The 17441-nt window shown below is 40.1% G+C and carries 30 protein-coding genes; 15 read left to right on the top strand and 15 right to left on the bottom strand.

Annotation, left to right across the window (positions count from 1 at the left end; genetic code table 11):
* Positions 1-161: 161 nt before the first annotated feature.
* The 10 genes from MN869_RS10160 to MN869_RS10115 form a co-directional block, all read right to left on the bottom strand.
* Positions 162-590: a hypothetical protein gene (locus MN869_RS10160; RefSeq protein ID WP_243307420.1), complete on the bottom strand. Its 429-nt coding sequence runs from the start codon at positions 588-590 to the stop codon at positions 162-164.
* A gap of 201 nt (positions 591-791) precedes the next feature.
* The gene (locus MN869_RS10155) at positions 792-1295 is read right to left on the bottom strand and encodes a hypothetical protein (protein WP_243307419.1); all 504 of its coding nucleotides are present in this window, start codon (positions 1293-1295) and stop codon (positions 792-794) included.
* A complete protein-coding gene (locus MN869_RS10150) occupies positions 1292-1819 on the bottom strand; it encodes a hypothetical protein (protein WP_243307418.1) in 528 nt (175 codons plus the stop codon). The genes MN869_RS10155 and MN869_RS10150 overlap by 4 nt, the downstream gene beginning before the upstream one ends.
* A complete protein-coding gene (locus tag MN869_RS10145; protein ID WP_159725119.1) occupies positions 1816-2733 on the bottom strand; it encodes a helix-turn-helix domain-containing protein in 918 nt (305 codons plus the stop codon). The genes MN869_RS10150 and MN869_RS10145 overlap by 4 nt, the downstream gene beginning before the upstream one ends.
* Complete coding sequence (locus MN869_RS10140; protein ID WP_243307417.1) at positions 2730-3134, bottom strand: HNH endonuclease; 405 nt, start codon at positions 3132-3134, stop codon at positions 2730-2732. Before MN869_RS10140 ends, MN869_RS10145 begins: the two co-directional genes overlap by 4 nt.
* Positions 3135-3195: 61 nt before the next feature.
* Positions 3196-4050, bottom strand: coding sequence for a phosphoadenosine phosphosulfate reductase family protein (locus MN869_RS10135; protein ID WP_243307416.1), 855 nt, complete (start codon positions 4048-4050; stop codon positions 3196-3198).
* Positions 4047-4343, bottom strand: a complete 297-nt coding sequence (locus MN869_RS10130) for a hypothetical protein (RefSeq protein ID WP_243307415.1) — start codon at positions 4341-4343, stop codon at positions 4047-4049. Before MN869_RS10130 ends, MN869_RS10135 begins: the two co-directional genes overlap by 4 nt.
* Positions 4340-4702 (bottom strand): hypothetical protein, encoded by a 363-nt coding sequence (locus MN869_RS10125; protein WP_241333914.1) that lies wholly within the window; start codon positions 4700-4702, stop codon positions 4340-4342. The genes MN869_RS10130 and MN869_RS10125 overlap by 4 nt, the downstream gene beginning before the upstream one ends.
* A gap of 19 nt (positions 4703-4721) precedes the next feature.
* Positions 4722-5030, bottom strand: coding sequence for a hypothetical protein (locus tag MN869_RS10120; protein WP_243307414.1), 309 nt, complete (start codon positions 5028-5030; stop codon positions 4722-4724).
* Complete coding sequence (locus MN869_RS10115; protein WP_004805010.1) at positions 5018-5257, bottom strand: Cro/CI family transcriptional regulator; 240 nt, start codon at positions 5255-5257, stop codon at positions 5018-5020. Before MN869_RS10115 ends, MN869_RS10120 begins: the two co-directional genes overlap by 13 nt.
* A 111-nt stretch (positions 5258-5368) precedes the next feature.
* Here MN869_RS10115 and MN869_RS10110 point away from each other — a divergent pair, with 111 nt between their 5' ends.
* From MN869_RS10110 to MN869_RS10100, 3 genes are all read left to right on the top strand, one after another.
* Positions 5369-6076, top strand: a complete 708-nt coding sequence (locus tag MN869_RS10110; RefSeq protein WP_004805008.1) for an XRE family transcriptional regulator — start codon at positions 5369-5371, stop codon at positions 6074-6076.
* Between the two features lie 57 nt (positions 6077-6133).
* Positions 6134-6433, top strand: a complete 300-nt coding sequence (locus MN869_RS10105) for a hypothetical protein (protein ID WP_004805007.1) — start codon at positions 6134-6136, stop codon at positions 6431-6433.
* A 79-nt stretch (positions 6434-6512) separates the two neighbouring features.
* Positions 6513-6731, top strand: coding sequence for a hypothetical protein (locus MN869_RS10100; RefSeq protein WP_004805005.1), 219 nt, complete (start codon positions 6513-6515; stop codon positions 6729-6731).
* Here the strand turns inward: MN869_RS10100 and MN869_RS10095 are convergent.
* Positions 6728-6943, bottom strand: coding sequence for a hypothetical protein (locus tag MN869_RS10095; protein ID WP_004805002.1), 216 nt, complete (start codon positions 6941-6943; stop codon positions 6728-6730). The genes MN869_RS10100 and MN869_RS10095 overlap by 4 nt on opposite strands.
* Before the next feature lie 98 nt (positions 6944-7041).
* On the opposite strand from MN869_RS10095, the gene MN869_RS10090 reads away from it, so the two are divergent.
* The 12 genes from MN869_RS10090 (at position 7042) to MN869_RS10035 (ending at position 13263) form a co-directional block, all read left to right on the top strand.
* Entirely contained in the window at positions 7042-7332 is a 291-nt protein-coding gene (locus MN869_RS10090) for a hypothetical protein (RefSeq protein ID WP_243307410.1), read from the top strand.
* A gap of 67 nt (positions 7333-7399) precedes the next feature.
* Positions 7400-7843, top strand: coding sequence for a hypothetical protein (locus MN869_RS10085; RefSeq protein ID WP_243307408.1), 444 nt, complete (start codon positions 7400-7402; stop codon positions 7841-7843).
* A gap of 13 nt (positions 7844-7856) precedes the next feature.
* Positions 7857-8180 carry a hypothetical protein gene (locus MN869_RS10080; RefSeq protein WP_243307397.1) on the top strand — a complete coding sequence of 108 codons (324 nt, stop codon included), beginning with the start codon at positions 7857-7859 and terminating at the stop codon, positions 8178-8180.
* A 14-nt stretch (positions 8181-8194) separates the two neighbouring features.
* Positions 8195-9205: an ERF family protein gene (locus MN869_RS10075; protein WP_004804997.1), complete on the top strand. Its 1011-nt coding sequence runs from the start codon at positions 8195-8197 to the stop codon at positions 9203-9205.
* Positions 9202-9885: a DUF3820 family protein gene (locus tag MN869_RS10070; protein WP_243307388.1), complete on the top strand. Its 684-nt coding sequence runs from the start codon at positions 9202-9204 to the stop codon at positions 9883-9885. Before MN869_RS10075 ends, MN869_RS10070 begins: the two co-directional genes overlap by 4 nt.
* Before the next feature lies 1 nt (position 9886).
* Positions 9887-11221: a hypothetical protein gene (locus MN869_RS10065; RefSeq protein WP_243307385.1), complete on the top strand. Its 1335-nt coding sequence runs from the start codon at positions 9887-9889 to the stop codon at positions 11219-11221.
* Positions 11222-11360: 139 nt separating this feature from the next.
* Positions 11361-11597, top strand: coding sequence for a hypothetical protein (locus tag MN869_RS10060; protein ID WP_243307383.1), 237 nt, complete (start codon positions 11361-11363; stop codon positions 11595-11597).
* Entirely contained in the window at positions 11594-11830 is a 237-nt protein-coding gene (locus MN869_RS10055) for a hypothetical protein (protein ID WP_171551691.1), read from the top strand. Before MN869_RS10060 ends, MN869_RS10055 begins: the two co-directional genes overlap by 4 nt.
* Before the next feature lies 1 nt (position 11831).
* Complete coding sequence (locus MN869_RS10050; RefSeq protein WP_171551692.1) at positions 11832-12437, top strand: HNH endonuclease signature motif containing protein; 606 nt, start codon at positions 11832-11834, stop codon at positions 12435-12437.
* Positions 12431-12835: a helix-turn-helix domain-containing protein gene (locus MN869_RS10045; protein WP_243307381.1), complete on the top strand. Its 405-nt coding sequence runs from the start codon at positions 12431-12433 to the stop codon at positions 12833-12835. The genes MN869_RS10050 and MN869_RS10045 overlap by 7 nt, the downstream gene beginning before the upstream one ends.
* On the top strand, positions 12832-13014 hold the full coding sequence (locus MN869_RS10040; protein WP_243307379.1) for a hypothetical protein: 183 nt from the start codon (positions 12832-12834) through the stop codon (positions 13012-13014). Before MN869_RS10045 ends, MN869_RS10040 begins: the two co-directional genes overlap by 4 nt.
* Positions 13015-13263: a hypothetical protein gene (locus MN869_RS10035; protein ID WP_004805755.1), complete on the top strand. Its 249-nt coding sequence runs from the start codon at positions 13015-13017 to the stop codon at positions 13261-13263. It begins immediately after the preceding gene.
* On the opposite strand, the gene MN869_RS10030 is transcribed toward MN869_RS10035, so the two are convergent.
* From MN869_RS10030 to MN869_RS10015, 4 genes are all read right to left on the bottom strand, one after another.
* Positions 13260-14483 (bottom strand): site-specific integrase, encoded by a 1224-nt coding sequence (locus MN869_RS10030; RefSeq protein WP_243307377.1) that lies wholly within the window; start codon positions 14481-14483, stop codon positions 13260-13262. The genes MN869_RS10035 and MN869_RS10030 overlap by 4 nt on opposite strands.
* A 434-nt stretch (positions 14484-14917) precedes the next feature.
* The gene (locus tag MN869_RS10025; protein ID WP_005322095.1) at positions 14918-15448 is read right to left on the bottom strand and encodes a GNAT family N-acetyltransferase; all 531 of its coding nucleotides are present in this window, start codon (positions 15446-15448) and stop codon (positions 14918-14920) included.
* A gap of 36 nt (positions 15449-15484) precedes the next feature.
* Positions 15485-15937, bottom strand: a complete 453-nt coding sequence (locus tag MN869_RS10020; protein ID WP_033133639.1) for an acyl-CoA thioesterase — start codon at positions 15935-15937, stop codon at positions 15485-15487.
* Between the two features lie 121 nt (positions 15938-16058).
* Positions 16059-17435, bottom strand: a complete 1377-nt coding sequence (locus MN869_RS10015; protein ID WP_004805748.1) for a Do family serine endopeptidase — start codon at positions 17433-17435, stop codon at positions 16059-16061.
* Positions 17436-17441: the final 6 nt, after the last annotated feature.

Genomic DNA, 17441 nt, shown 5'->3' with positions numbered 1-17441 from the left:
CTCCTATTACTTCAACCATCTGCAGCTGTACTGGGTCCCTTTAACCCAGTAAACATCTGCTGTCTTACAAACCTGTACGGCGTTATATGTATTTAGTGCTAGACATAAAACCGCCAATACAATAAAAACCGCTATGTAAACCCAATCGTTATTTTTCTGTCTCATTTAAACCGCCCATGCACAAGCATTCCTGCATCACGGCCGTGCTCGCTTGTTCTACCGAGCCAGCCAGTAATTTTTTTAAAATAATCACTCTTTGTTTTTGTCATATTTGCAGCGGGATGAACCAATTCATATTTAACTCCCTGCTCTATACAGAATTGCTCCCAAATACTGCAGTCACGTTTAACAGATCCAACACCTTCACGTACACCAGCCCCCGACTTAGCTTGTCGCGCATCTGCAGATCCGAACCAGGTGCGTAATCGTGCATCTTCAATTCGAACAACTAAATCAGGATCTTGGGCATGTAATACTTTGACCTCATCCATAGCTTGCGTAATCGTTAATGTTTCTACACGAGTTAGAACACCATTTACCGCAACGGCGAAGCCAGTCTTAACGCCGCAATCGATACCAACTCGAATCATGCTTTATCTCCCATCACGTAAACGTATTGTTCTAATTGCTTGGACCAGTAAACTGTTTTGCCTTGCTTGCTTAATTTGCGTTTACGTCTGCGGGAAATTGGGCGTTCTTTAACTTTTACACCGTATTCACATTCCTCAGGTCCAGCGTATCCCCAAAAACATGGCAGGTCGTTTGAAATATTCACAAGACAATCTGATCGATTACATTTCATTGGCTTTCACCTCTTTGGCCTGAAGCTCAGAAAATGCTTTTAAGTAATCACTGGGGTTGTTTAATTTTCTACTTAAAATCCAATCAAAATTAGGGTATCCATCCTCATCCTCTGTACCTGGAATAGCTTCATAGCAGCCAATAACATTAAACACATGAACACTGAAATAATCCCAAGTGGTTTCTTCCTCCCATTCAGGTTCGTAATACCCAGATGTCCAACCAACCATTTCAGTATTTTCCCAAGGATGGATGTATCGCTGGCTAAGCAAGACAAAGCCCTCGCCATTTCTCACTTTTGATTTGATATCTCGATGGCTTAGTAAATCACCATGTTTTGAATGATTTCTTTCCCAGTGTTTTCGATCGTGTCTACCTGTGTTTGTGTAGTTATAATCTTTCTCAGCCTTAAACAACGCATCAGGATCCTTGATTAAATCAACCACCAACGGCGCAACACGTTTTGAAAGCTTTTTTAAAATTCGTAAATTCATAGCCCATGCTCCTTATAAGCCGCCAACGTCTTAACCTGGCTTAATAGCCCTTTCCTACGGATCAGCATGTATTGCTTGTTTGCTTTCTTCGCCTCAGGTGATCTATTGCCCTGCACATATGCACTGCGCAAAACCATCATTTCTGCATAGCCCTTTGGTTTGTTGGCCACAGAATCTGGATCTAGGAAATCGACATCAGAAATAAAACAACAAAATGGTCTGCCGTCATTCAGGCGGCCGAATACCCGACCATCTTCACAACGATCGACAACACCATGCCCCTTGAATCGAATACGGCGCATCCCCTTATCTGGTTCGTTGTAGAAATCAACTTTGATCTGGACCCCTTTGCGCAATTCAGCCGCTTTCACTGCATCACGTATTTTTTCAATGTCTGACTCGCATTGGACCAGCGTGTAGTGTTTATCAAAGAAATAATCGCGCTCGACATACAAACAATTATCAAACTCTTGAATGATCGCTTTCAGGTTTTGAATACCTGCAGGCGTGTTTAAATTAATCATGCTGCAGCTCCTTTTTGTTTAAAGCCAACTTCCGTTAAATATTCAGACCACTTTTCGAGATTCTTTGGATCTTTCAGCATGGTCTCTAGACGCACCGCAAGTTGTTCATGTGATTCGTTACCCACGGCGTATTTACCGAAGTCAGGCAAGCGAGATAATTTTCCTGCTAAAAACTTGATTTGTTTTTCAGTGAGGGGGGCTTTAGATTCTGGTTTGTGGTTTGGCTGAGCCGAACGGTTCAGTCGGTCCATTTTTGCTTTGGCTTCAAGCAACCAGTTTGCAAAGTGGTAAATCATCAGATCGTCACACATGGTTTTTTCAGCATTGAAAATCTCAAAAGCTCTGAACTCTCGATTAAACCAAGTTGAAGAGATGACCTCATTGGGATTGATTGCTGGATTTGCTTGAGCAATTTCCAAGCTCAATTTTTTTGAGCAAAGCCAATGTTTTTTATTTATAGATTCTATTGGTAAGTTCATTGGGAGGTTCTGTGTCCCAATATTGGTACTGGTTGCAGTACCGTTTTCGGTACTAGTTGGCATCCCAATATTGGTACTAGTACCGTTTTTGGAACCAGTGCCTAAATTGGAACCAGTTCCGTTATTGGTACTAGTTCCATTTTTGGTATTGGTTAAAGTCTCCTCTTCTCGACCTAAAACACCAATTAGCTGATAAATTTTTACGCCATTACCTGCCGTTTCACCTGTAAATTTAATTAATTTTCCAGACTCAAGTTCATCCAAAACCTTGATGATTGTCTTACGGTTTAGCTTGGTATCTTTCTCCATACGCTTAAGGCTGGGAAAACACTTATGGTTTTCGCCAGCTCTATCAGCCAAAGTTAAAAGGACAAGACGTTGACTGCTGTTTTGAACTTCTGCTCGCCACGCCCAAATTGTTGCATCTAAACTCATTCGCCCCCCTCGTCAGGTTCATCGTATTCCGTGCCTTTCGATGAATTACATGACTTACACATTGTTTGGAGGTTTTCTATTGTTGATACCCCGCCCAAAATCTCTGGCCTAATATGATCAAGTGTTAAATTTTTCTGAACACCACACGTCACGCACTTGAATCCATCGCGCTCATAAACCTCAAGGCGAAGCTTCATACCAATTTTCTTTTTGATATATTTTTTCGGTGTTTTTTCAGTTTTCCGCCCAAAAACGTCTCGGCCATATTGCGCCATAAGCACAGCATCCAAAATCATGTTTGCACATGGGTTGCACAAAATAACTGCTGGATGAATTTTGCTGTAATAATCGACCGCATACTCTTCTTCACAATATTGGCAAATTACATATTCATTTTTCATGTTGTAGCTCCTGTAAAATTAGCTTTAATTACAACATGAAAGGTATTCGGGGTGTATTTACTCATGCTGCAACCTCCAGCACTGGAATACGTTTTCTGTAAGAGCGCGTATTTAAAAATTTTGAAACTAGATCCTGGTATTCCATCAAAAGTGAATAATCTGGCTGAATACCAGTTAGATCTGGCAGGGTTCGCATACTTGCGTGTAATGCATATCCTGTGACCTGTTCTACCAGGCACATCAATGCATAGACTTGTGGATTTTGACTTGCACCATGGATGAGATCTGCAGCACTGGCCATGATGCAGGTAATGCAACTCAGTCGATCGTTATCCTGGTATGCCCAGTGCGGTTGTTGGCCATCTTCTTGAATGGTCCTAAAAACCGCACTCATACTAAAATCATGGATCGGCAGATAATTAAACCAAGCACGGCCAGCTTTCCCATTTTCTGCAGCTGGCTTATAAACTTCCTGCTTTGCACGGCCGACTGATTCCTCGGCACGTAACCCAATGCAATTTACAATGCGATCAAACCCATTAGCCTTGGCGTAACGGCGCACTTCCCGCTTTATTGGATCTCGCTTTAAGTCACTGGTGCACTGCCGGTATTTTGGTGCGGGAAAAGATGGCACCTCAGGACGTTCCTGGAAACGTTTGAGGACCATGTCAAGAAATGACTTTTTAGATTTGGCCACAATGAATGGAACGCCAGCTGCAGCAGCTTGATCACAGGCCAGTGCCATTGCACCTGGCCACTCCATAAAGCCTAAACTGGCATGTACAACAAGGATCTGCTCCTTAGGTACACACTCAAGTAGCTTTATCATCATGGCTTGGCTATCCTTGCCGCCAGAATGATTAACGACAAACAAAGCACCTTGTTGAATTTCAGAAAGCGCTGATTCATGTATCATGCTTCACCGCCCTGGTCTTTAACCTGGATAAAGCGGCCGAACATGATGATTTTGTCAGCTCGATGTAGACTTGAGATGATTTGGCCAGCATCGTAATAACTTATACGGTGTGCCTGGCTCAAAGACTCGATAAACTCATCACGCGTTACTGCAGCATTAGCCTCATCACGATTGATTTTTCGCAAATTAGCTTTTCGCACATCAAGCAAACTATTTAGAGTTCTTAATGCTGGCTCATACCAAGACTGGATCTGCTGCGTTTGTTTATGCTCAGGAAGTTTAGCGGTGTTCATGAGACCTCCTTTTGAGCTGCAAGTGCTTTACTCAAATGGATCTGTACATCATTGGAAATTGATTTGTATTGAGGAGAGATTCGATTTTCAATAAATTCATCATCTCCAAAACCTAATGCATCAAAAAGATCATCAATTGTGGTGGTGTGACGTTTTTTAGCTAATACTTCAAAAACAGTGGCGTGACGAATCAAGTGATTAAGTGCAAAGCTGTTATTCCCATCCAATAACACGCCATTTTTCTGAACTTGATAAATAGTCATTAAATGATCGGGCTTACTTGGATCTATAAAAACAACTGTGTCGCCTTCTATAAAATCAGTGTTGTTTGGTTGATTGGGTTTTGATATATTTGTCATGTTCTTTAGTCCCATTAAATTAATGAACATTGCCAAAAGCTCGAATCGCAACTTCGGGCTTTTTGCTTGTCTGGAATACAGAAAAAATACTTTTGAATACATTCATGTATTCGCTTGAATACGTTGTATTCTTTGCTTTCTTAAGCGCTTCAACAGATGATTGGCCTAAATCAATTTGAAGTTTTAAAACTATGGCCTCTCTTATCCACCCCGCCCTATTTCCATCTGCTAGATCGTCAATTAATTGCTTAACTTCAATAGGCACACGGGTAGTCATAGGCTCAAGTAGTTTTTCGCCTGGTTTAATTTGCATATTTACGTCTTGCATGGTTGATCCTGTGCGTTTTCTCTTAATTCAATCCAAATATCTTGATAATTATCAGGAAATATTTCTCTCCGTGAGCAAATGCCACGATCTTCTGCAATTACAGCTAAACGAATTTTTCTATCGTCGGGGATATTCTTCCATCCGCTTACCGAGGCGCTAGTAATCCCCAAAAGCCTAGCGACCGCACTGCATCCGCCTAAAGCTTTAATTAGTTGGGTGTCTTTCATGTGTCTCTCCTAATATTTACATTAATTATTAGGCAAACCTTATAATTAATCAATAGGTAAACCTAATTTTATTCATGTTAGGATTGCCTAACACTTTGGAGTATCTACTATATGAGTTCTCTTTCTGATCGCCTTCGATACGCCATGGAAGTTTTGCCGCCAAAAAAAATTAAAGGGGCTGATCTTGCGCGCGCTGTTGGAGTAAAGCCACCCTCTGTCAGTGATTGGTTAAGCGGGAAGTCTAAGACTATGGAGGGGGAGAATTTAATTAAAGCATCTAAATTTCTAGGTGTTAGTGCTTCATGGCTTGCTAGTGGAACAGGAAAGCCTGTAGTGGCGAATGATGAAGCTAGAAGTAAAAATGACTTAGGTAACACCTCTCCGGTTAATGCAAAGATGGCACCTGTTTTATCATGGGTGCAGGCTGGTGAGTTTACAAACGTTCAAGCTGTTGATTTATCCCAAATTGAAGAATGGTTGCCTCTTCCTGATGATTGCGAGGATTGCTTTTATTTAAAAGTACAAGGTCTTAGTAATTATCCTATTTTTCACGAGGGTGATTACATTCTTGTTGATCCAACAGTTCAATATTGTGATATGCAGTCTGGTGATGTGATTGTGGTACGGAAAAATGAAGATGCTACCTTTAAGAGACTTGTGATTGAAACCGACAATACCAGGTACCTTCAGGCACTTAACCCTGAGTTTAAGCCCAATATAATCCCACTTGATGAAGAGTGTATCTTTGTTGGAGAGGTGGTTGATTCAATTAGATATGTTTATAAATCTAAAAGAAGATCAAAAATTAAACCGAGTTAATAAATATTAAACCTTAGGAAAGCTGCAAACCCTATAGAGATTCACAGGAATAAAACCATGATCGCAACACTCAACAAATCAAAAACTGCTTTATCTATTAACAAACAAGAATTTAAAGCAGCATTATCCAAAATAGGTGATGGTATTGATAAGCAAGTGGCGTCTCTTAAAAAGGCGAAGCAAAGCTATGATGCTGCGGAAATGGCGCAAGAGATCATTAATGAAGCTAATATTTTTGAAGCCATTATTGAGGGTTTTAACGAAGCAGAAAGTACCAATTTAAAACTGGCGGATATAAGCAATTTAGATCAGGCGCAAGGCTGGATTGATGAGTTTTTAGAAAAGTATGGCGCTTAAAAGGTATTTACTTCAATAACTGGAAATTAAAAAACTGTGAACCCGACACAGTCCATAGAATGATCGGGTGGAGAAAATAATGAGCAGTGATGTTGAAAAACAAATAGCTTTTGAGATGACAAAATCTATTGTTCTTGCAAGAGATGATGTAAACACCATGGGATCATCATCTCTTCAATTCCAACAAAAAATTGGGGATGTTGATTATTGGCTTGAGATTTACCACCAATGTCTTGATGGCTTAAAATCGCCTAAGAAACCCTTAAAAATTGAAAAGGATGTATTGGGTAGTATTTAATTATCCCAAAAGCTCTTGATATGTTTAGCAAGGGCTTCTTTTTCAGATTCCATACATGCAACTTCTATTTGTTCTTTCTCTTGAAGAAAAATGAACTGCTCTAAAATTTCAACGCTTTGCCTAATCTCACAACCACTCGTCAAACCAGCATCAATTAACTTTTCACACATTGCTTGACGAAATTCGATTTTTTGTGAATTTGATAAACTCATCTCAATAAACTCCAATCAACCCACCCCTATGGTGGGTTTTCTTTTGTCTATTAAAACATAAAAATTCGGGATACCTAAAATAAAATTAGGAATACCTATTGACTTATTTGTTAGGCATACCTAATATTTACCTCATGAACAGCAAAAACCCTGACCACTTGCAGGAAATCAGGGCTTCTTACTCAAATGAGGAAATGGTTATGAATATGTTCAAACTACGCAACAAAAAAACTGGTCATAAAACCGTAATCCACACCAGTAAGACAAGTTCGGCGGTTGCTAAAGATCAGGCAATCAAGGACTACGCTGAAGTTATCAATAAGACAAATAACACGCGCGCAAACTGGGAGGTTTTGGACTTCACAAGCAATGGTTGCTGGAATTACTAATTTTTCACCAAATAAAAAAAGTCCTGACTGTTTGGCGACGCAGGACTTCTCTCACGAGGATTTCATTATGGAACAAAATGTTTTAAATCACAATCGCAGCTTTGCAATAAGCAAGAGAGTGTTAAAAAAATGCGCAGCTGCAGCTCTTGGTGCTGGTGTATTAACTGGTGCTTATGCACTTGTTACTAAGCCAATGAATCCTGCACCTGTTTACTCTTATGCGAACACGCAATCTGTATATGGGCCAGTAGCGGTTCAAATCACTTCTGATACCACAGGACAAGCCGTAGTTAATCTTGATGGTTTCCGTGTCTACGTTAGCTTTGACTTTGAGCTAATAGAAGAATGGAACGGTGCAATAGGTGGTGAAAAACCAACAATACATATCACCAACTTGGCTGTTGACCAGATATTCACTCCTGATGGTGGCAACTACGGCGATTTCACAAACTCTGATGATATCCGAAACATGATTTCAATCATCACCGCCCATATCGAAAAAATAAGATGATTCGGGGGTGATCATGAGCATTACTAAATTCACTACCCCATTCCGCGAGTTCATTACTCGCGATGACATGGGCCGCTATCACGTCCGTTTGGGTCCTCAAATATTCTCTACAAACTGGAAGCTTACGGATATTCGTATCGAAAACGAGCACGGCGGCTCACCAGTTGAACCTGAGTATTTGAGATCTAAGCCATGGATTTTGCGCAATCTAAAACAAGAAGTAGCTAAGCAGCGAGACGAAGAGCGTAAAGCTATGTTCGCAAAGGATTGTTTTCAGCGCACCCCATACAGCGCAAACCAAAAAATTGCATATAAAAATGCACGTTATAACGGATAACAGAGGTACTCACTATGAATGCTGCGATTCATCCAGACGTGATGGTGAATGCCATCCCTGAGAATATTCTTGATTTACCTGGTCTTGAACAGGTATATCACCACCCTACTTTCTTGAAAGTAATTAACGAACTGGAAGCGCCAAAAGGCCACACTAGTGATTTTGGTGGTTATAAGTATCGTTCTGCTGAAGATGTTCAAGCTGCTCTAAAACCAATTTTACTCAAATACAAATGCACGGTATTTACCCGTAAGTTTGATCTTGAGGATGGTTTTGAGGTTTACGCTTATATCGTATTCAAAGATCAAAAATATATGCGCTGCGACCTACCTGGTGTAGCAACTTATGACTTTGCTAAAGATCTAGCCAGCAATAAGAAAATCTCAAAAACCCAGCAATATGCTGCTTATCAAAGTTACGCCAAAAAATATGCGCTTTGTAATTTGTTATTGATTGATGACTCACAGAATGATCTTGATGCTCTTACCAATAAGAATATCGAAAATGAACACCAGTCAAAGAACAAACAGAATTACCAAAACCAAAATAACAATCGTGTAGCAACACAAGCCGATTGTGATCGTGCATTAAAGCAAATTGAGAATTTACCTCTAAACACTTCACTTGAGCAGGCCTCATTTATTTTTGACGGCCTACGTCGACAATACCCTGAATTTAACCAGGTAATCTTTGATGCTGGTTGTGCGAAATATAACGCAATCATGCAGCATTTAGAGGCTTTAGGTCAGCAACAGCATTCCTCAAATCAAACTGGTGATACACAAAAGCAAGCCAACCAGGCACATCAAAGCAATTCAGCAACAACTGCCAATAATACAGGCTCCCCATGCATCACCAACAAGCAACGTGATCATCTGCAGGCATTTATTCATGAGCGCGGCTTAGATGTTCGCCAGGTTTGCAAGCACTTTGGTATCGATACATTAATGAAGATCCAAGAGCATGCTTTGGATGAAGCAAAGCAAGAAATTGAAAAACTAGCCAAACAGGAAATAAAGGCATGAGCGCAATAATTTTAGATACAGAAACCCATGACATGAATGGTTATCCAATCGAGATTGCTCATGTGCCTGTAAGTTTTCTTGAAAGCGGTGAACTATCTGTTGATAAAGATGCTTGTTTTGATGAGTACTTTTCATGCCCTAAGCCAATTAGCTACGGCGCTATGGCGGTCCACCACATTCTTGAATCAGATATTGAAGGCAAGCCAGGTTATGAAACTTTTCGCTTACCTACAGGCATTCAATACATCATTGGCCACAATGTTGATTATGACATTCAAGCAATAAAACTGGCTGATAAATCGGTTGATGCAAAAGCTATATGCACGTTGGCTTTATCTCGAATGGTTTGGCCAGATGCTGCACACAATCTTTCAGCATTAATTTACATGCTGGCCAAAGGATCTTTTAAGTCACGCGAATCTATCCGGAATGCTCACAATGCAAAGAAAGATATTTTGCTGACTGCAGTATTACTTAAACAGATCTGCAAATCACTTGGCATCAAAGATATGCAATCTCTTTATCTTTTCTCAGAGCAAGCTCGCGTACCTACCCGCATGCCTTACGGCAAACATAAGAACACCCTTATCAAAGATCTGCCTGCTGATTATGTGTCCTGGTTACTCAGACAAGATGACCTCGATCCGTATATCAAAAAAGCATTAGTAAAAGGACAATAACATGGAAATTATTTTAAATGCACAGGATGCTTTCACAGCCCTCCAAAATGGAAAAAATCTATTATGTCGCATGATTGGTGGCGAGTTTGATGAATTAAATCAATTCCCTGCTACGGTTTTTGGTTTGGATGGTTATGAATTTTGCATCGACCTGGAAAAGATTGAATTAGCCGGTATTTCATTTACCAAACCGTGCACTGTTGAAGAACTCACTAATGGCCAAAAAATCTTTGTTGTTAATTTCTCTCAAGCAACAATTAATGAAATGGCATTTAAATCAAATGTTCCTGATGCAAACAATCTTGTGTATTGCGGCGTTGTGCAGCGAGATTTAGAAAACGCAACGCTACAGATGAAAGCCTATCACGCATTTTTGGGTTTAGACCTGGCAATAACAATTAATGGTGTCGCCGATGCAGGAAGGAAACAACCTAAGAAACGGGAAAGCAAAAAAGTTGATGTAGATCCACAGATTGAGTCAAACAAGGATCTCGTTATTGATGCTATCGGTACGTGCTTGACTGCAGAAGAAGTTGAAACCACTTGTTATGGTTTAGATAGAAATGGATTTAATGAAGCGCAACTTGAAGCTATCACTGGTGCCAAACTTGCAAAACTGGAACAGTTAGCACAAGAAAAGGTTGCAGCTGAAAGCGAAGATCATGAGCTGTTTATCCAGGACAAATCTGAACCTGAGTTATCTGTTTTATGTGAGGCATTTATCGGGGAAATAATGGAAGCAACCACCCCCGCTAAACTAAATGTTATTCATGGCCGTATAAATACAAGCACAGGATTGGAAAGTTTTGAGCATGAGATTCTGGCCAAAGAACTAGAATTAAAATACACCTCATTTACAGCACAAGAACCGCCTGTTGATATTGAAGTAGTAGCCGCCGCCGCAGTTGCTAAAGCTCAAAATATAGATGTTGAAACTGTGCAAAAAAACAATGAGCTCAAGCCAATCGAAGAAGAAGAGGAAAAATACCAAAACAAACTTATCAGTTTGAAGAAACGTGTTGATGAGTCCACGACACCTGAAGAGGTCAATACTGTTATTAAATCAACTAATTCTTGGTCAGCAAATCAACGCCAGCCATTAATCAAGTATATGCACAAGCGATTAGAAGAACTGCAAAACGAAAAAGCTGCAGCTCAACCCTCTTTAATGGTTCAGATCCAGAATGCAACAGATTTAACTACACTGGACGCTCTTGAGATCGATGTATCAAGCTTGGACCCAATAGCCCAACCGGAAATGATGCGTTATATCCGTTCTCGCAGAGCAGAGTTGGAACAATCTGCATCAACCTCCATCGATGAGGATCTGCCATGAAATTCAACTACTCAACCAAAACCCGAATACTTTATGTATTCGGTGGGAATATGACGCACATTTTTCAAAATGTGAATGAATCAGAAGTAACGGACCTGGTGGCCAACGCCAAGTTTAAAGAATCGATTTGGAGAAAGTAATGTCAAATCAAGATCAAGAAAAATTTATTCTTATGCCTGCCGAGTTGAGCCTAGAAACTGCCACTAAACGTGCAGAAGAACAATTGGCCGAGAACTTTGGCATCTTTATAAATATGAACCGGTATTGTACAGAGCAAGAGCTCACACGCCAAAAAAGTCGGTGGATTGAGAAACGTGCTGTGGAATTACAAGAACAATACCGTGCTCTGATTAAAGTAGTTGGGAGAACTTCATGAATACATTAGGTGATTTGAATAAAGCTCTATTTGACCAACTCGACAGACTTTCAAATGCAAGTAAAGAAGATCTGGCTACAGAAGTTGTTCGTGCGCAAAACATGGAAATCATTAGCGAGCAAATCATTAAAACACATGAAACTCAACTTGAAGCAGTGAAACTGGTTGCTGAATACAAGGGTTTAAGTGAAAACCAAACCGCCCCACTACTAGACGTGAAATACGAGGGATAACATGCCAAAAGGTCAAGCGATTAAATATACGCCTGAGCAATTAGACTTTATTAAGTCTAATTGCAGCCTTGGGCGCAATGAACTTACAGCAAAAGTGAATCTTAAATTCAACGAGAATTTTACTGTTGATCAAATCAAATCACTTTGCACACGTAATAAATGGAACACTGGCCGAACCGGTTGTTTTGGAAAAGGTGACAAGCCTTGGAATACTGGTACTAAAGGCCTGGTTAAACCCAATTCTGGAAACTTTAAATCTGGTCAGATTGCATGGAATAAAAAGCCAATTGGCTATGAGCGAATCTGCTCTAAAGATGGTTATGTAATTATTAAAATTGCTGAACCAAGTGAATTTGCTCATAAACACCGTGTTGTATGGGAAAAAGCTCACGGCCCTATTCCAGACGGCCAAGTGGTAGCATTTAAAAACATGGATAAAACTGACTGCCGTTTAGATAACCTTATGCTTATGACCAAAGCTGAAATGGTTCGTTATAGCCAAAGCTTTTACAAATTGGCCAATTCAGCAACAAATGAAACTTGCCTACTTATGGCCAAAGTGAAATCGAAAAAACACCAGGTAATTAAAGGCGGTGCGTCATGTTAAATATCAAAGTTGAGCAAGCATACTTTACAGACCATGTTAAAGCCTTAGGTGTGCTGAAAATTGAATGGGATCAGAAAGGCAGTATCCATTCTATCCAGCGTGACACAAACTGCATTTTTAGATTCGATCAAATTGTAGTTCTTTGGGATACCTGGCTAAAAGCTAAAAATACAGGGATTGTTCTTTGTGAGAATGATATTGAATGTGCAATTGAGGTCGAAGGTACGGCGGTTAAAAGAATCCTATCGCATATTGAAATGACCATCATTCAAAAAGCATTAATTTATAGCAAAGGTAATCAGCGTTTAGCTGCAGATCAGATCGGCATGAGTCGCACCAAACTCGGATACAAAGTTAGAGGCATTAGATCCAATACAAGCGTGAGGGCTGCAGCATGAATGAATTAACTGCAAAAGCAGCTGATGCAATTATTGAAATCTGCAATGACCTAGTGATTGATAATATCGAAGGTGAAAAAGCTGTTCCAGAATGGCGGTACCAAACTATAGAAAAAATTGAATCTTGGGCGAAAGCTATACGCGATGCGAATAGAAAAGAAAATGTGGAGAGCAAATAAATGGCTAGTTTTCAAGGTATGACAATTGAAGAAGCTTTGAAGTCTGAACCGGTATTAAAGACTGCAGATCTAGAGCAAATTCTTAAACGCTCATCACGTACATTATGTCGCTGGCAAGATGAGGAAGAATTTGAGAACCCTATGCCTAAGCCATTCTCAGCATGCCGTAATTCAGGCAACAATTATGACTCAGGCAAAATCCTTACATGGTTTCAATCGTTGCCACTCCGCAAAAAGAAAAAACGCTAGTTCGCTAGCGTTTCATCTATCCAAATATTTTCTAACCGTTCTACCCACTTCGTATAAGCTTCATATTGCTCATCTAAATAATCATGCTTATCGTATGTTCCCCAAATTTTAGGCAATGCATGCCCTAGCATGATCTCACATACGTGCGGCTGTGCGATCGTAGACATGTTTGTTCTCATGGTACGTCTCAAGTCATGCACTGACCAGTGTTGAATCTCAATCCCTTTATGCCGCTTTAACCATTGAAAAATGTTATATGGCATTGTCAGGTGTGATGATTCACCAAGTGGCTGATCTGATCCATCTGCAGTGAATAGATAAACTGATTCAGGTGATAACTTCATAACTTGCATCAAATATGGCTTGATGTTTTCGGTAATTGGCCTGATTAAAGGTTTTTTAGTTTTTTTGCCAGTTTTATGGTTTGCTGCTGGTACTGACCAAATATTCTTTTCAAAATCAAAATCTGATTTCTTGGCTAATTTTAACTCTCCTACTCGGCATCCATATACCAATAGCATCGTTAAAAATAGCTTATTCTTTTCGGCCATTCTTGTATTTTTCAACGCATCAAATGAGATATGAATTTCATAATCACTTAATGCCCTCTCTTTTACGTTCTTCTCGATTCTAAGGTCATGTTTTGCTGAGACGTTGGCAAGGTGGTTCGTAGTAACTAAACCCCGCTTACCGCCCCATTTTAAGCACTGGTTAGCATTCAAAAGTAAACGTGCTGCAATTGATGGGCTATGACGCACGACATCCTCTAATAATGAAATCCATTGATAAGCTGTAATGTCATCACTATTTTGGCTTCCAAATTTCGGCAGAACATAAATTTCGAATGAACGCTTAATATCATGATGACTAGCTTTGTTAGGAAAACAGAATTTTTCATACCATTCAGAAAATAGTTTTTCAAATGTATAGGCATTCTGAATGCTTGAAAGCTCTTTTAATCTTACTTGTTTAGGGTCATGGCCTTTTTCCAATAGAGCACGTAAACGATCCGACTCTAAACGGGCCTCTTTTAAAGTGATGTTTGGATATGAGCCAAGATCAAGTCGGTGTTGTTTCCCGTTATAGCGGTATCGTAATTGAAATATAACTTTGCCCTTGGGTGTGATTCTCACCCCCATGGCATCACGATCTGAAAATTCTTCTAGCTTATCTCTATCCCTTCCGAGCTGCGCTTTTAACCAAGATTCTGTAAGAGCCATAAATACCAACACTAAACTGAAGGAACAGTGAAAAACCCTCAAATATGTACTCATTTGTGTACATAATTTGCTTTGCTTATAGGTTCGCTTAGTGTCTGATTATGTCCGATAGTGACCGTGAAAAAAAGCCCAACATGTGGGCTTTACTTGATTTCTTGACTTATTGTGTCCGATAGCGACTTTTAGCTACTCCACTTCAATCATAAATATGAGCAATGATCGAGAAATTGCGTATATTTTTGATATCTACGGATTTTTTAGCTTGCGCCATGGGTTACCTTAACAAAATAGAACGCCCTATACTTTCAAAAAGTAGTGAGCCAAATGGTTTAATAAAATTGCCCGCGATTATAACAGAAGCTCGGTATGAAGACGAAAGAAATTTATGCCTAGACGTTTTATGCGGTATAGCATTAGGCCCAAATAGCTCAATATCAAAATAACGACAATCGGAATTGTAAGAAAGTTCGCCCCATTTCGACCACAGGTTGAATTTGATGAAATTCTAATTTCTGTAACAGTCGTTGTGATTTAAGGTTTTGCTGCATGACTTGTGCATCTACATGGCGAATTTTTCGATCAAACAACAACTCGGTTCGAATCAAATTTAACATCGCTGTAATCGCCTCAAGCATATAACCATTTCCCCAATAGTTCGGATGTAAGTCATAACCAATAATCGCACGATGATCACCCTCCTCCTCAACAATACGATTAACACCACAACCACCTATCATTTCGCCGGTCTTTAAACGTATCGCATAACGAAAGCCCGATGCTGAACAATAACGATGATGCATTCGATGAATCAGCGCTTCCGCCTGTTCAATCTCAGAGAAAGCATCTAAATCATAAAATTCGAGTACTTGAGCATTTGAAAACATATCGAGAACGAATGCAGTATCATCTAAATGTAGGCTATTTAAAATCAAACGTTCTGTTGCTAAAGTCTTCAATGGTTGCATCAAATACTCTCTCATCTGGTCGAAACTTAATGCTTTCTATTCAAAATAGGTCACACTAAAGTCCATTGGATTTAAACTGGTTGCAATTGGCTGATACGCTTGGGTAAAGCTTGGTGACATTCGCTTTGGTCGCCCTGAATCAATTTCTATACACGCCCATTTGGTATTGCCAACAAATAAAATACTCTGATCTTTAGGTCGATAGAAGGCGTACTGACGGAACGAGTAAAGTGCATTAATATCATCTAGCCATGTCCGCAAAATGACTTCTTCGCCTTCCAGTGCAGCCTTACGGTATTGAACATGATGTTCAACCGCGACCATAGCGTGTTTCAGTTCTAAATATTGTGCCAAACCTAAACCCAATGCTTCGATGTGCGCTGAAGCAACGTCTTGCATCCACTGGATGTACATCACATTGTTCACATGACCCAATACATCGATATGCTTGGGCTGGACTTGTATTTTTAAATCAAAAATCGTACTCATAATTTTGTATACTTCATCAAACAATGTGCCGCTAGCTACACTAGTCTAAACACGAAAGTATTTCAAAATAAAAACCACCCTAATCTAGAGTGGTTTTAGCAACATAACCTTCATGCCATCATTAAGGTAAACGTAATCCAAGGATTGCACGTTGACCTTGGCGAATAATCGTTACACGCGCAACACTATTTTTTGGTAAGGCAGAAACAGTTTTTGCAAACTGTTGGCTATTGGTAATCGCTGTACCATTCACCTGTACTATCACATCACCCGCAACCAGATTTGATAACGACGCAGTACCACCACGCTTCACATCTTGTATCAAGATACCACCACGCACATCTAAACGCGCTTGCTCAGCTGCCGTTAGATCACGGATACTCATGCCTAAACCACTGGTTGGGTTATTTTTCTCAGCATCAGCAGCAGTGTCATCTGGTGCAGTGCCCAATGTTGCTGAAATTGTACGTGTTTTATCATCACGTAGAATTTCCAGTTGAACAGTTTGGTTCGGCGCGATACGGTTGAGTGAATAAAGCAAATCGCTAGTACGCGAAATTGGCGCACCATTGGCTTTTAAAATCACATCACCAGATTTTAGACCTGCTTTTTCAGCTGGGGACTTTGGCGCAACCTGAGTAATCAACGAGCCTTCTGGCTTCGGTAACTTATAGGCTTCTGCCAAGTTACGATCAATATCCTGCATCATAATACCAAGATAAGAACGGGTGACTTTACCAGTTGTTTTCAATTGTTGTACGACATCCATCGCCACATCAATTGGGATCGAGAATGATAAGCCCATATAACCACCCGTACCACTAAAGATACGTGAGTTGACTCCCACTACTTCACCACGCTGGTTAAACAATGGACCACCTGAGTTACCTGGGTTTAAAGCCGCATCAGTTTGAATAAATGGAACCGAAGTTTCTCCACTCATATTTCTTGATTTTGCACTGACGATCCCTGCCGAAGCCGAATAATCAAAACCAAATGGCGAACCAATTGCGAGTACAGGTTCGCCAACTCGGAGTTGGTCTACATTACCAATTCTTAATTCTGGAAAATTATTGCCATTCACTTTAAGCAATGCAATATCGGTACGCTCATCACTTCCTACAAGTGTCGCATCCAATTCACGACGATCATTTAAGGTAATACTGATACGTGAAGCATCTGCAATTACATGACGGTTCGTGAGTAAGTAGCCATCTTTCCCGATAAAGAAGGCACTACCATATGCCGTTTTTTCTTGAGGTCCCTGCTGTTGAGGGATAATCACTTGGTTACCAAAAAAACGACGTAGAATTTCTGGGACTTGTTGCTGTAATAACTCTTCCTGAGTCATTTTCTTAACAACATTGACACTCACAACCGCAGGACTGACCTGCTCAACGAGATTTGAAAAATCTACTGGCGATGCAGCATTGACTTGAGATGCTGCTATCGTAAATACCGCAGCATACATTCCTTGTTGTAAATAGCGACTTTTCATGAAGCA

Source organism: Acinetobacter sp. NIPH1876, assembly GCF_022808535.1.
Classification (GTDB): domain Bacteria; phylum Pseudomonadota; class Gammaproteobacteria; order Pseudomonadales; family Moraxellaceae; genus Acinetobacter; species Acinetobacter higginsii.
This window is presented reverse-complemented; position numbering and strand designations above follow the sequence as displayed.

What these genes read in the sequence shown, in the direction of transcription:
- MN869_RS10080 (WP_243307397.1), top strand. Translation starts at nt 7,857, where the DNA reads ATGAGCATTACTAAATTCACTACCCCATTCCGCGAGTTCATTACTCGC.
- MN869_RS10105 (WP_004805007.1), top strand. Translation starts at nt 6,134, where the DNA reads ATGATCGCAACACTCAACAAATCAAAAACTGCTTTATCTATTAACAAA.
- MN869_RS10020 (WP_033133639.1), bottom strand. Translation starts at nt 15,937, where the DNA reads ATGAGTACGATTTTTGATTTAAAAATACAAGTCCAGCCCAAGCATATC.
- MN869_RS10150 (WP_243307418.1), bottom strand. Translation starts at nt 1,819, where the DNA reads ATGATTAATTTAAACACGCCTGCAGGTATTCAAAACCTGAAAGCGATC.
- MN869_RS10015 (WP_004805748.1), bottom strand. Translation starts at nt 17,435, where the DNA reads ATGAAAAGTCGCTATTTACAACAAGGAATGTATGCTGCGGTATTTACG.
- MN869_RS10130 (WP_243307415.1), bottom strand. Translation starts at nt 4,343, where the DNA reads ATGAACACCGCTAAACTTCCTGAGCATAAACAAACGCAGCAGATCCAG.
- MN869_RS10085 (WP_243307408.1), top strand. Translation starts at nt 7,400, where the DNA reads ATGGAACAAAATGTTTTAAATCACAATCGCAGCTTTGCAATAAGCAAG.
- MN869_RS10065 (WP_243307385.1), top strand. Translation starts at nt 9,887, where the DNA reads ATGGAAATTATTTTAAATGCACAGGATGCTTTCACAGCCCTCCAAAAT.
- MN869_RS10160 (WP_243307420.1), bottom strand. Translation starts at nt 590, where the DNA reads ATGATTCGAGTTGGTATCGATTGCGGCGTTAAGACTGGCTTCGCCGTT.
- MN869_RS10070 (WP_243307388.1), top strand. Translation starts at nt 9,202, where the DNA reads ATGAGCGCAATAATTTTAGATACAGAAACCCATGACATGAATGGTTAT.
- MN869_RS10040 (WP_243307379.1), top strand. Translation starts at nt 12,832, where the DNA reads ATGAATGAATTAACTGCAAAAGCAGCTGATGCAATTATTGAAATCTGC.
- MN869_RS10060 (WP_243307383.1), top strand. Translation starts at nt 11,361, where the DNA reads ATGTCAAATCAAGATCAAGAAAAATTTATTCTTATGCCTGCCGAGTTG.
- MN869_RS10120 (WP_243307414.1), bottom strand. Translation starts at nt 5,030, where the DNA reads ATGCAAGACGTAAATATGCAAATTAAACCAGGCGAAAAACTACTTGAG.
- MN869_RS10125 (WP_241333914.1), bottom strand. Translation starts at nt 4,702, where the DNA reads ATGACAAATATATCAAAACCCAATCAACCAAACAACACTGATTTTATA.
- MN869_RS10030 (WP_243307377.1), bottom strand. Translation starts at nt 14,483, where the DNA reads ATGGCTCTTACAGAATCTTGGTTAAAAGCGCAGCTCGGAAGGGATAGA.
- MN869_RS10115 (WP_004805010.1), bottom strand. Translation starts at nt 5,257, where the DNA reads ATGAAAGACACCCAACTAATTAAAGCTTTAGGCGGATGCAGTGCGGTC.
- MN869_RS10110 (WP_004805008.1), top strand. Translation starts at nt 5,369, where the DNA reads ATGAGTTCTCTTTCTGATCGCCTTCGATACGCCATGGAAGTTTTGCCG.
- MN869_RS10095 (WP_004805002.1), bottom strand. Translation starts at nt 6,943, where the DNA reads ATGAGTTTATCAAATTCACAAAAAATCGAATTTCGTCAAGCAATGTGT.
- MN869_RS10100 (WP_004805005.1), top strand. Translation starts at nt 6,513, where the DNA reads ATGAGCAGTGATGTTGAAAAACAAATAGCTTTTGAGATGACAAAATCT.
- MN869_RS10035 (WP_004805755.1), top strand. Translation starts at nt 13,015, where the DNA reads ATGGCTAGTTTTCAAGGTATGACAATTGAAGAAGCTTTGAAGTCTGAA.
- MN869_RS10145 (WP_159725119.1), bottom strand. Translation starts at nt 2,733, where the DNA reads ATGAGTTTAGATGCAACAATTTGGGCGTGGCGAGCAGAAGTTCAAAAC.
- MN869_RS10050 (WP_171551692.1), top strand. Translation starts at nt 11,832, where the DNA reads ATGCCAAAAGGTCAAGCGATTAAATATACGCCTGAGCAATTAGACTTT.
- MN869_RS10135 (WP_243307416.1), bottom strand. Translation starts at nt 4,050, where the DNA reads ATGATACATGAATCAGCGCTTTCTGAAATTCAACAAGGTGCTTTGTTT.
- MN869_RS10045 (WP_243307381.1), top strand. Translation starts at nt 12,431, where the DNA reads ATGTTAAATATCAAAGTTGAGCAAGCATACTTTACAGACCATGTTAAA.
- MN869_RS10155 (WP_243307419.1), bottom strand. Translation starts at nt 1,295, where the DNA reads ATGAATTTACGAATTTTAAAAAAGCTTTCAAAACGTGTTGCGCCGTTG.
- MN869_RS10055 (WP_171551691.1), top strand. Translation starts at nt 11,594, where the DNA reads ATGAATACATTAGGTGATTTGAATAAAGCTCTATTTGACCAACTCGAC.
- MN869_RS10140 (WP_243307417.1), bottom strand. Translation starts at nt 3,134, where the DNA reads ATGAAAAATGAATATGTAATTTGCCAATATTGTGAAGAAGAGTATGCG.
- MN869_RS10025 (WP_005322095.1), bottom strand. Translation starts at nt 15,448, where the DNA reads ATGCAACCATTGAAGACTTTAGCAACAGAACGTTTGATTTTAAATAGC.
- MN869_RS10075 (WP_004804997.1), top strand. Translation starts at nt 8,195, where the DNA reads ATGAATGCTGCGATTCATCCAGACGTGATGGTGAATGCCATCCCTGAG.